We start from the raw sequence: 12106 nt of genomic DNA, 5'->3' as shown, positions 1-12106 counted from the left end.
ACAAAAAAAATTCTCAAACGGCTATTTTGATCCAGAGATAATCCAAGCTTGGCAGCTTAATCAAAAGCCCTCACGGTAGCGTGGTGAAATAAACTTCTGGTTTGACCAACTTTCTGAGTTGTTATCATATGTGACTTTATTTACTACTCCCTAAGCACAATAAAACAATGTTTGTTCCAGCCTGGGACCCGACATGGGGACCCCAAAAAAGAATCTACCATCTCGCAACCCCTGCTTTCACAAACAAAAATATACCTTTTTGGCATCGCCCTACAGTACTCTGCGAAAACTTTAAGCCCGTTTTTATAACAAAAAAATCACTTGTCCAATGCGCTGGTTCATTTTTCTCTGGAAAATACTTGGGTAGCGCGATAGTTAAAACAAATCCAAAATCCCCGGAAGATCAACTCCTCTTCGTTGTGGATGATGAGTTTACGATGGAGCCAACTTATTTTCACCCCTCTAGTTTTATCAAGCACCCCAACAAATATTTTTCAATGTCAAAAAACAACGGTAGACTTCGCATCCCATTCAGAGATCCACATGTAATGCCTAATGGTAAAATTGCTGTTGTGACAGGAGGCAGGAGATGGGGGACATTTGGGAACATCTGTGAAGTAAATATTCAAGGATCGGTCTTGTCAATCACAAGAGAGACGATATTAGATAATTCCATGCTGCGCTTTGGCGAGATTGAACGCCCTACCTTTATCGATGACTTGATGTTCTTTTCTGTCATGGATGGCAAGCCTTCAATACTCATTGCAGAGCTTTCTCGCAGTGGACTCTATTCATATGTTGGTGAAGTGAGGAATTCGACGGGATGTTACGGCCCATCAATTAATGAAGATTTTCAACTTCTTTACTGGAACAAACCCTCTTTTACTATCGGCCTTTCATCAAGACCGGGCTCAAATATTGTCAAAAAGAATGGAGAATGGACGCTTCTGCGTGACGCCCTATCGACACCAGATGATTTTAATCTTAATGTATTTAAGCTTTTTATAGATAACAGAAGTAAATAGCTCTTATTTGGTGGACTAGCAGCATCTTCTGTTTAGAGCATTGATAAGACTATTTCTTGGCATTTCGAGCACTTAATTTGCATAATTGTTTTGTAGAGGTGAGTTGTTGCCCCATTAGGAACAGAGAAATGCGGGTATCTTGAGGCATGGGCCAGACGTGACTGCCTTGAGTGTTCCCCTCTCTGCTCAAGCAATAAAAACTCCGCCATTGCTGACGAGGTGTGTGTTCTACCGGGAGATTGATAGCGACAATGACAAATGTTCCCTGATTTGCCATCGCAGGTTTTACATGGTGTCAAATAACGAACATCTGTCTTGACGAGATAGTTTTGTCAAGCATCCACCCCGACGGTCATGGACTGCAACTGCAAAGCAGTTAAGTCACCACCGGTATAAACAGCTTCTAGAAATCCAGAAACGTAAATGCCGATGCCATCAAGAGATCCCAATCTACTTGTATGATTTACATTGGAAAAACAAAGTTGACTTGTATTTGCACCTTGAATGTAGATCTCATCGATAAGGTCTAACTTTTCTAATTTGTCAGCTTTGTCCCCTGAAGGGTTATTTTCGGCTTTATCGTAAAGATAATTGTAAGCAAATTGATCGCTTTTAAAGTAAATTTTGTCTATTGATCCATCTTTTTCGTCCCGAAAAGTATTTAAGCCAAATCCCCCATAGATTGTGTCAGAGTCTTCTCCTCCCGATAGGATGTCCTTACCATTGCCACCGCGCACAATGTCATCACCCTGACCTCCCAGAATGGTATCGGCACCTCGCACTCCCACAAGATTATCGTTGCCGCCACGACCAATTATTTGATCTGGCCGGAGAGTTCCCTTCAAGTCGTTTATTCCATTGTCCCCATTATAAAAATTGGTCACCTTGGAGTCTACGGGATCCGTAGAAAACATAGTTTGGAGTGCTTCAATATCTAATTGAGTGAATGTAAATGGAACAAAGTCTCCCTCTATATAGGACATATTAGAGATTGTCTGGTCCCAGCCTGGTTCATCTCCGTTGCCATTTGGATGATCTAACCCTGCAACATGTCCGATCTCATGGACAATGGTCTGAGTCTCATCATCAGTCAGTAAACTGCTCCCAAGATTCTTCCAAGTTATGTCAAACCATCCATCGTTCATATTCGCTTCTCCCAACGTAGTTGGGTCATCATATTCTGAGACAGAGTACACATTTAAAGGTGCATTGTCATAGTCATTTGTTTCAATAAAAGTCGTCCCAGTAATATCACTTAATTGCTTAAAAGTCAACTTGATTTGAGCTATTTCAGTAAGCGAAAGCGCTACCTGATTATCAGCATATCCGTCACCATCTCCCGCTTCTCTGAAGATGTAGTATTCGATGATATTGTCTTTTCCAGAGAAGTCTTGCAATGCATTGTGCCATTCCCAGTCGATTAGCGCGCTCGAAAAAGGCGGCATGATTAATAGTCACTGCGAGCATATTTACTGTACAAAAATCGCTTTGCTGGGTATTTTTATTTAATCATTATTTAAGAAATGATGTATTGATGAATTTGTTGCTGAGGTTGGCATTTTAATACTAAATCCCTACATTTGTTTTGCTGCAGTGGCAGATACATATGCAGTCAACGCACTGGCGGCCTGCAGCGTCGCCAGCCTGTTTTGAGCATGCTTCCCTCTTGCGCGTTGAACTTCAGCCGATAAAGAGGGACATCTGCGCATGGGCCGGGTGTGATGACCAGGCTTTTTTGTGCCTGTGCTCAAGCAATAAAACCCCGCCATTGCTGACGGGGTGAGGCGTGTGAGGTAGATAGAAATCTGCTGACTCTTAGTAGATCTATAAGCAAGCTTGTCTCCTTCTTTCTTGTATTACCTCTTCCAACTGAGAGGGTGGGATTCGAACCCACGGAAGGTTGCCCTTCAAACGATTTCGAGCAGTTCGCTTTCGACCTCTCACCAGTGAAGATGCGGGCAGGCTTTTGATCAACACTGTGAACGATTGGATGCTGTTTTTGACAGAGAAAAAATCAGTGATGAACCTGCTCATCAGGCGCTCCCCAACCTCCACCTCCAGGCGTTTCGATCAGCAGACGATCCTCCGGTCTCACCTCAAGCTGGGCACACCCCTGAAGCTGTTCGCATGAACCATTCGCGCGCGTGAGAACCGCACACCTGCTCCTAAGGGGTTTGTAGGCCGTTTTGAGGCATAGCCAGAGGGATAGAGGGATCGCCAATAACCGCGACGGTCCAAGGTTTGGATTGAGTAGATTCAACCAGTTGGTAGATGTCCACCTCCTTTCCTTTGATCGAACGCTGGTAGCGGGCACGACCAGTGTTGAGGGATACCCCAAACCAGCAGCACGAAGAAAATGGTGACCAAAGAGAACTTCGCCCTTGAAGGGATCAAGACTCTGATCCTGTTAGGTGTGAAGGTGGTGAATGGACCTCACATAGAAAGGAATCCAATCCTCCTTTGTCCAGCAATACTCAATAAGAATGGACTTCAGCGACGGGCCTACCGCTGGAGCTAGGTAGCCCGAAGTAGTAGCTGAAACGGAAGGTGATCAGATGTCGACAATCAAGGAGGGAAACGGAAGATATCGTGCAAATGGTGTTGATAAGGGTCTTGGGTACATTCTTCTTGGGAACAAAGCATTGACTCCTCATCTCGAACTAGACGGCAAATCCATCAGTGATCAATCCGTATTAACCATTCTCCGCCAAGCTCTTCATGAGACTTGAGAAAAACGTAACACGCTTATTTTAGAGTATCTATCCATTCTAAAGGGTACTCCCCCTCAAGACGATTCGTATGAATCTACAGGCAGATAACACTCCCAACATCATTTCGATGGCAAGAACCTAGCAGGACGGTGCGATTACAGCGGCACCAAAAATATCAGACTTAAGACTTAAATCAACTGGAGGATAAAGCAGCTGCAACAACAAAACTTGTAGAGGAGAAGCAAAGCAGGTAAAAAAGAGAACACAAGGTATTCTGGCGCAAATCTCAGGCTGCAAAGAAACTCAATCAACTCAAACAAGCAATTATCAAGAACCTTCTTAGATATACTGACAATGCCCCACAACAATCGTCAAAGAAAACCAAATACATACTTGCCATGAAGCCAATCAAAAGCTAATATAATATTATTTAGCATAGCAATGCCAAAAAAGTTTTTCCTAAACAAAGAGACTGTAAACTATAGAATCGATACTTCTAACTCCAGCAATTGGCGAGTTCTATCAAATCGAAGAATTCGCCCAGGAGAGTTTGTGATGCCACATGATGAAGTCACAGAAGAAATAATTAATATGGCTAACGAAATTGAAATCATCTTGAGAGAGACCAGAGAAAGCCGAGTCCTTAAAGTAGCAGAAGTTGCAATTCCGAGTAGTAGTGATTGCTTAGCCAACTTAGTAGAACTTCCCTGGTGCTTAATGAACCACTCATGTGCCCCTAATACCTATGATAGGTATCAACCAGAATCACCATACGACTTTAAATCAGCTCAACCTGCGGCACTCATTGACATCATGCCAGGTGATGAAATCACATATGACTATGCTCTAGAACAATACTCGTACTCAAATACAACAGTTTGCCAGTGTCGGTCGAGAAATTGCAGAGGAATTTTAAGTGGATTCAAGGAACTTAAAGAGGCTGACAAAAAGAGTCTTTTTTCAAAAGCATCCCCATATGTCCAAGAAAAGTATATCAAGGAAATTCTTGGATCAAATTCAAATCAGATGAAGGGACCGTTCCGTATTAAAGTCATTTGCGAGAATTGCAACTTTCTTGATTTTGTCAATGAAGACAATACATGCAAGAGCATGGCTGGACTATCAGAAACGATTCGCGAGAGACTTATCTCAGTCATACCAAATCTCAATGGCTTAAACATATCATTACCTTTTCCGGCACTCCCTGACAATATTAATTCTATTCAGGTGTCCAAAGAAAACAAGCGTGTCGACATTGACTTCCTGGTTATCTGCAATGAAAACATGGCAGACATTATTTCCAGATTGAAGAACTTTTTTCAATGCGAGTTTCATAGTATAAGTATTACCGAACAAGCCAAGAAGGCATCACATTCAGACAACAGTTTCTCCGTAGACAACAATGAAAAAAAACTTGTTCACGAGAGCACAAAATTAGGCGGTCTTCTTGAAAATGTCAAGCATTCATTCGTCAGCTCAAGAACTCTGGCAGACGTGAAAACAAAATTTCAGAAGTGTTTAATCTTTGAGAATCCCTTGTTTGGTTCAGTGTTATGCCTTGACGGCGATGTTCAGTTGTCTACATATGATGAATATATATATCATGAAATGCTTGTTCATCCAGCATTGTTTCTACATCCAAGTCCACTTGTAATCGCAATTATTGGAGGTGGTGATGGTGGAACATTACGAGAAGTATTGAAACACGATCCCGAAGAAGTAATAGTAATAGACATTGATAAAGAATTTATAGATCTTTCAAAGAAATACCTACCCTCAGTTAGCGATGGGGCCTTTAATGACCCTAAAGTGAAATTAATATATGAAGATGCAGCCATAGCATTAGGGAAACAAAGCAATCGATTTGATGTTGTGATACTGGATTGCTCTGACGAGATAGGTCCAAATAAAAGCCTCTACGACTCAAGCTTTTACCAAACCGTAGCAGAAAGTCTAAAATGTGATGGTGTTTGTTCTATACAGGGTGGTTCTACTCTAGAAAAAGTGTTTCTTGAGAAGACAAAGAAACGTATTAATGATTCATTAGGGAACTCTTGGCCCATTAGACTTACAATTCCTTCTTATCATTGCGGAGAATATCAGTTTTTCGTGGCCTCCAAGAGTTACAATTTAAATTTGCTAAATCTTGAAGAACTAAAACGTCGTTTAAGTAATCGTAAAATCAAAACAAGATACTGGACACCTCACAGGCATCTAGCAAGTATGTTACCCTGAGCATGAAGAATTAATCATTAAATGTTGCATCCATCCATTGTTGTAAAATATATGAGTTCAATCCATGGAAAAGGGCTTTTTGCATCAGAGAATATAGAAAAAAATACTCCAATTTGGAAGATGACAGACAGAGTGTATACGATTGAAGAAATTGATCGACAAAGTGATGAATTTAGAGAGCATTTTGGCATCTATGGATTTCAGTGTGGTGAAAACCTTTTTTCAAATCCCCAGGGAATCTGCAAATACGCAAATCACTCATGTGATCCAAATACATACTGGAAAGGCAGCACTATAATTTGCTTGGCAAAAGATGTTGCAAAAGATGAAGAAATAACTTACGATTATTCAACTTGCGACATTGACATTGAGATGACCATGAAATGTCAGTGTGGCAGCAAGAACTGTAGAAATACTATCACCAATAAAGACTATCTGATTTCTTCGTGGCAACATATGCATGGTCAACGCTTGCCTTCACACACCTTAAAGGCGATTAAGTTGAGTAGGATGAATTGATAGTGAAAAAAATCACCGTAATCAGGAGCGCGAGAAGTAGTTATCAGGTTATTGATCTATATTGTAATATTTGGTCGTCATGGGGCTTTGAAGTTATTAACCATATAGGATGCAGAGATATTCCTGAATCAGATTTATACATTCTACACATTGATTTAAGTGTAATTCCTAGCGACTTTTGTGAGGCTATCAAGTCTCTACCGCGGGTCTTAAATGGAGATATTCTTGACATTCGCAAAAAAAGATTTGGCTTAATCCTTAAGCCCGAATCGCCTTACACTGGGCCTGTTTTAGTAAAGACTAATTGTAACTATGGTGGCTTTCCTGAAGCAGCTTATGCACGCAGTCAAAATAGTAATTGTCCTGATAGAGCTATCCGTACACTAAACCCTTTTAGTTATCCAATCTTCAAATCCAAGCTCGATGTGCCTAGTGAGGTCTGGTCATGTCCTGATTTAATTGTTCAGCCATTTCTAAACACCAAAGAAAAAAATCTGTACTTTGTAAATTACTATGACTTTTTTGGTGCTAAAGAATTTTCTGGTCGAATAGGCTCAAGAAATCCAATTGTCAAGTTTAGCAATTCCCAGATAGATGAGCCCGTAAAACTACCCAAATTAGTTCGACATTGGCGGAAAAAACTCAAAATTGATTACGGCAGAATTGACTATATTCAGCAAGGGGAAAATATTTTTCTTCTTGACGTAAATAAAACTGAAGGGGCCGGTGATATAGCGAATTATATGGACGATTACAAGTTCTTAGCAGAAGGCATTTATGATTTTCTATAATCTGTAAACGACTAAAATCTCTGACTTGACATGTAAAAGAGCACTTAACAATAAATCAGCACCTGACAGTGCGCTCAAAGACTTGATCAGTGTCATTTCTTTTGAAATAATCAAAGCACTTAGGATACGGGTCTCACTTCAACAAGGGATTGACTTAGAAGGAGATGTTGCTCTGAGGTCCTAACAATGCACCTCGACCTTGGATTTATATGGTCGGCGCAAGATTTTGAAGTCAGGAGGGCTTTTTCACCTCACTGGAGGTCTACACCTGTGCCAACCCGTTCTGAGCATCTTGTCCCACGCCTCTATGGCGTTGTGCCGAAGCATTCGCCTGCGGGTTTGCGGGACTGGCGGACACCGTGGGACAACAAGCGACTACTAGAGGCGATGGTGCTGGATCGCATAGACGCCTAGACGTTGTCAACGCGGGCTAGATCCCAAATCGTTGTCAACGTCTTGTCAACGGCCTGGATTCTGCCAACGGACTCAATTTCTAAGGTCCATTGCCCTGGAATGCTTGAGGGGGCCTTCCAGCCCCCATGAGTCATTTGGGTGATACGGATTAATCATGTAATTGGAAGAACTCAGACATTAGACAATACGACAGTCACAGCTTGGAATTACAAGGAGCGCAGAATTACACAGGGGAAGCAAGAGGAGCTAGTTTGTCCTGGAATTTGTCCTGAATCTTGGTCATGGCTGCCAAATGGGAAGAAGGCTTCCGAGCAGCGGTCAAAACTGGACGCCAGGGCTGGACGGTCGGGAACAACAGCGGAAAAGTCAGGCTGAAAATCCGGGCGAAGGATCTACGCACTGACTCAGCAAACCTCCCATTCCCCTGGACTGCTGAAGCCGTCGGAGATGCACTGCTGTTGATCAACCGGGTCTATCCGCTGTGGATGCAAGGTGACGTCTCCCTGAAGCAGGCCATTGCTGAGGTGACCGGCACGAGCGACAAGCTCAAGCCAACCGCCAACAAAGGGTGGCCATCAATAGTTGAGAGCTTTCGGGAGTCCCTCCAAGAAGGTCGGAACCAAATCCTGGACTCGACCTACAGAGACAACTACGAGCCCTACTACAACGAAACCCTAAAGGCTCTTCGCAGCAGGTCTTCACCAGCTGATGGCCATGAACTCCTCAAGCAAACCCTGAAGCGATGGGCAGGGAAACCTTCGAGCAGAGCCGCTTGCTGCCTTGCCTTGCGGAATCTCATGGACCATGCCGTAAGCCGCCACCAAATGCCCGCGTCATGGCGAATCAGTCAGACGAGCATCAAGGAACTGCGTGGTCGGCCCGCTGAAAAAAAGACAAAAGCGACGCTGACAGATGCAGAGGTGTTGCGTCTGATCGAAGCGGTAGAAACTCGAAACAACGCTTGGGGCAATGTCTTACGGCTGATGGTCTTATTCGGCCTGAGACCAGTAGAGCTGCAGTACCTAGCTCCAAGGAGAACAGAAGCAGGCGATCTCGGCCTGTGGTGCAGCTACCGCAAGATCTCGGGTCCAAACCGTTGCGATCCCAGATGGCTGCTGCCCCTGCCTTTAGAGAAACCATCAGGAGAGCAAGTCTCCTGGAATCTCTGCCAGGCCATGGATGCGGGTCTCTTGGAGCTACCGGTTGGCCGTGATGGCGACCTCAGGAAGCTGAACGGGCGATACGTGCTGAACCACTTGAACCGACAGCCTGAATGGCTTGAGTTGAAGCAGCAATACGAAGCCAAAGGGATGTGGCTCAGACCTTATTCATTTCGCGACGGCTACAGCGTGCGGGCCCATCGATATGGCATCGAAACTGCCCAAATCTGCAGAGCGATGGGTCATGGCCTTGCCGCTCATAGCAGAGCCTATGAATCAGCCACGGACGCAACGACAAGAGCAGCTTTTGAAAAGGCTATTGGTAGCTAGGCACCACGAGAAAGCACATTCGACTAGCAAACGGGAACAGAAGGAATTGAGCACCCTATAATGCACATAACCGTCACGATTCCTTCGGGCAGTCGTGCTCTGACTCTCCATAAAGAGTTATTCGGGCCTACTGGATAGCGAGCCTCCAGCAAGGAACCGAACCGGGGTCTGCCGCACCTGTCACCACTCACACAGGATTGGTATGCCCAAGCCACTTAGACGACACAAAAAGTCTGGAGTCATCACTCCAAAGGGGACTGAAAAGCCCGCGACACAACAGTTAAGCGAGCTGTACCAAGCCTTCCTAGACGACGGAAGTCACTTTCACTTCCCGGGAGACGGACGTGTTTTTGTGAACGACACCCAGCTCCCAAGCTGCCTCAAGGAGCGGTTTTACGACGCCCTAGAACAGCATGTACGCGATTTCTTCGTGCTTCATCGCGGCGGCAAGAGCAGCAGACAAGTCAAGAAGTAAGGGGAAAACCATGAAATCTCAGTGGATTGATACGGCCGCCATGGCCGCGCATTTGGGCGTGCATCCAAAAACGCTCAAACGACTCAAGAACACGACAGCGATGTTCGAGGAAGGCATCGACTATCGGTTTGCTGGTGCCTCGACGCGTGCACCTCTGCAGTGGCAGTACGAAGTGGCAGAAAAATCCTTCACGCACTTCAAACGCATCGACCCTGCAGAGGTGGAGACCTATGGAGGCCGGGATGTTTAAGAGATCAATCAGCGGTCAATCGATCACCAAACATGTAGGGGGACGCAATGGAATTTGAAATTCGTGACCACTTGGCCAGTCTGTAACCAGACGGAGGCACAAACACACCGAATGGAGATCACAGCTATCTGTGCCCAGTGCCTGGCTGTGGAGCACCGAATTTCAAGGTGAACCTCAGTACTGGCAAGTGGGCTGCTTATGGCTGCAAATGCAGCAGCACTGAAAAGGGCAAACGAGCAATCCGTGAAGCTCTATCTCCAGCAATCAAGCCAAGAGAAAGCCGCAAAGACGACAGTTCAGCCCAATCCGAAACAAAGGGGACAAGAGCACCATCCAAAAAGGCAAGCCGCCCCAAAGGTCACCGCAGCTGGATCTACCGCAATGAAGAGGGCCAACCGACCCTGGAAGTGCACCGCACAGATGACGGAAAGGGCAAACGCAAGATCTGGCAGGAGAGCCTGATTGATGGCTGTCGACCCAGGGAACTGGCAGATCGGGTTCTTCCTTACGGATTAAGTGAGGCGAAGCAAGCCCTTGAAGATGGGGCGCCCTACGTGTTCATCCCTGAAGGAGAGCCATGCGCTGATGCTTTGAGGCAACTCGGATTGAATGCTGTGGCCACCCTTGGCGGTTGTGAGGGTTTCAATCCGGAACGGGATGGCGGCCACTTCGATCCAACAAGAGTGGTTGTGGTGGCTGACCAAGATCAGGCGGGGGTGAAGTACGCACGCAAAGTGGCGAGCACCTATCCCGGCTGTCGGTGGTTACTGGTTTACCCCGGCACACCTGAGTGGAATGGTGCAATGCCAAAGGATGGCGGGCTGGACGTTGCCGATTGGATTGCAGAAGGTGCATCCGTAGAGGACGTACTCAATGGAGTCCAGGAGGACAACCCCTTTGTGAGCCAGGAGCCTGAACCAGACCTAAGTCACTTGGCTGAACTCATCGCAAAACCTGCCCAGGGGGGTGTGCGGGACCTAGGAAAAATCTGGCGGGTTAACCAGTTCGCAGCAAGCGGCATCGTTTTACTGGCTGCCGATTCAGGAACGGGCAAGACCACCTTGATGAACCTCTGCATAGAGGCAATTCAAGAAGGAACTTCCTTTCTGGGGGCGTTCAAGACAGAACAAGCGAAAGCACTACTGATCCAAGGGGATGAACCTGAGAAGTTCGCTGAACGGAAGTTCCGGCGACAGGCGCTGAAACGCAACTTCGATGTCATCTACCCCGAAGGTCCGTTCCCACTTGAAGAACTATTCGACGCCATTGAGTCGCGTAAGTGGGAAGCCATCGGGATTGATAGCTTGACCACCGTGCTGAGCAGCGAAGGGCAGCGGACAGTTGATTTTGAAATTGTCGACCTTGTGTACAAGCTCAACAAAGCAGCGGTTAACAACGATGTACTACTTCTAACGACTGCCCATCTCAACAAGACTCGCCAGGACGGCAATGGCGTCAGACGAAAGCGGAAGGAAGTTCAGTGGGAAGACATCAGCGGTATCAACACGATCAGTGCGGCCGTTCAAGACTGCTGGGGACTGACAAGCCTTGAGGTCGAGCAGTTTTCACTCCATGCCCTCGGCAAGCGAAACATCGTGGAAGGCACTAAATGGCTTCTTCATCGGGACAGTGAGACTTACAACTGGTGGCTTGCGGATGAACAAGACCAGCAACTACCCACCGACGCAGAAAGGCTGGGAGCGAGGGTCCTTAAGCATGTGCAACAGCACGGCTACATGTCCATCAACGAGATGGTGATAGCTCTCGGTGGAAACGCAGAACATGCCCGGTTGGTTTGCTTTGACCTGTTTGAACAGGGTTGGCTGCAGCGCCATCCGCGGAGAACTGGCAAGCGTGGGCGTCCCGAATACCTCTATGGGGTTGGTGATTTTTCCCATGTCGCGCACACCCCCCTAGCCGACGTCACAGCGGGGGGATGATTCAGCGGTCCCCCTCGCAAAAGAACGCACCTCCCCCTTTCCGACGCAAAAACTCCTTAGCCATCAGCCTTGAAAGCGCCTGTGATGGAGTCTTCTTCAATTCCATGGGCATCTCCGCAGGTGATGAAGAAATGATCAAAATTTAGGCCGCAAAATGCAATTCAACCCCCCAGAGACAGACACCAAAAGGCAAATACCTAGAAAAACCCACCAAAAACCCCAAACACAAGGAGTTCTCTGGAGCAATGACCATGCT

Annotated in this window: 8 protein-coding genes and 1 pseudogene; 7 read left to right on the top strand and 2 right to left on the bottom strand. The window is 45.9% G+C overall.

Features of this window, described 5'->3' with window-relative positions; all coding sequences use genetic code 11:
* The first annotated feature begins 167 nt into the window (after positions 1-167).
* Positions 168-1025 carry a hypothetical protein gene (locus DXY30_RS13470; RefSeq protein ID WP_137006766.1) on the top strand — a complete coding sequence of 286 codons (858 nt, stop codon included), beginning with the start codon at positions 168-170 and terminating at the stop codon, positions 1023-1025.
* 332 nt (positions 1026-1357) lie between these two features.
* Here DXY30_RS13470 and DXY30_RS01735 read toward each other — a convergent pair whose 3' ends face one another.
* Positions 1358-2470 carry a hypothetical protein gene (locus DXY30_RS01735; RefSeq protein ID WP_115093125.1) on the bottom strand — a complete coding sequence of 371 codons (1113 nt, stop codon included), beginning with the start codon at positions 2468-2470 and terminating at the stop codon, positions 1358-1360.
* A 1707-nt stretch (positions 2471-4177) separates the two neighbouring features.
* Here DXY30_RS01735 and DXY30_RS01725 point away from each other — a divergent pair.
* The 3 genes from DXY30_RS01725 to DXY30_RS13465 are packed head-to-tail and all read left to right on the top strand — an operon-like array spanning position 4178 to position 7281.
* On the top strand, positions 4178-5971 hold the full coding sequence (locus DXY30_RS01725; RefSeq protein WP_115093123.1) for an SET domain-containing protein-lysine N-methyltransferase: 1794 nt from the start codon (positions 4178-4180) through the stop codon (positions 5969-5971).
* Between the two features lie 24 nt (positions 5972-5995).
* Positions 5996-6490 carry an SET domain-containing protein gene (locus tag DXY30_RS01720; protein ID WP_170951093.1) on the top strand — a complete coding sequence of 165 codons (495 nt, stop codon included), beginning with the start codon at positions 5996-5998 and terminating at the stop codon, positions 6488-6490.
* A 2-nt stretch (positions 6491-6492) separates the two neighbouring features.
* Positions 6493-7281, top strand: coding sequence for a hypothetical protein (locus DXY30_RS13465; protein WP_137006765.1), 789 nt, complete (start codon positions 6493-6495; stop codon positions 7279-7281).
* A 246-nt stretch (positions 7282-7527) separates the two neighbouring features.
* On the opposite strand, the pseudogene DXY30_RS01710 reads toward DXY30_RS13465, so the two are convergent.
* Positions 7528-7629 (bottom strand): annotated as a pseudogene (locus DXY30_RS01710) (DUF1651 domain-containing protein); the annotation flags it as partial.
* 347 nt (positions 7630-7976) lie between these two features.
* Between DXY30_RS01710 and DXY30_RS01705 the strand changes: the two are divergent.
* The 3 genes from DXY30_RS01705 to DXY30_RS01690 all read left to right on the top strand — a co-directional run bounded on the left by DXY30_RS01705 (position 7977) and on the right by DXY30_RS01690 (position 11850).
* Complete coding sequence (locus DXY30_RS01705; protein WP_244281207.1) at positions 7977-9185, top strand: site-specific integrase; 1209 nt, start codon at positions 7977-7979, stop codon at positions 9183-9185.
* Positions 9186-9598: 413 nt separating this feature from the next.
* Positions 9599-9910, top strand: coding sequence for a hypothetical protein (locus tag DXY30_RS01695; protein WP_170951092.1), 312 nt, complete (start codon positions 9599-9601; stop codon positions 9908-9910).
* 167 nt (positions 9911-10077) lie between these two features.
* Positions 10078-11850, top strand: coding sequence for an AAA family ATPase (locus DXY30_RS01690; protein WP_137006764.1), 1773 nt, complete (start codon positions 10078-10080; stop codon positions 11848-11850).
* Positions 11851-12106 lie beyond the last annotated feature (256 nt).

The organism is Synechococcus sp. UW106 (assembly GCF_900474015.1).
Classification (GTDB): Bacteria; Cyanobacteriota; Cyanobacteriia; order PCC-6307; family Cyanobiaceae; genus Parasynechococcus.
This window is presented reverse-complemented; position numbering and strand designations above follow the sequence as displayed.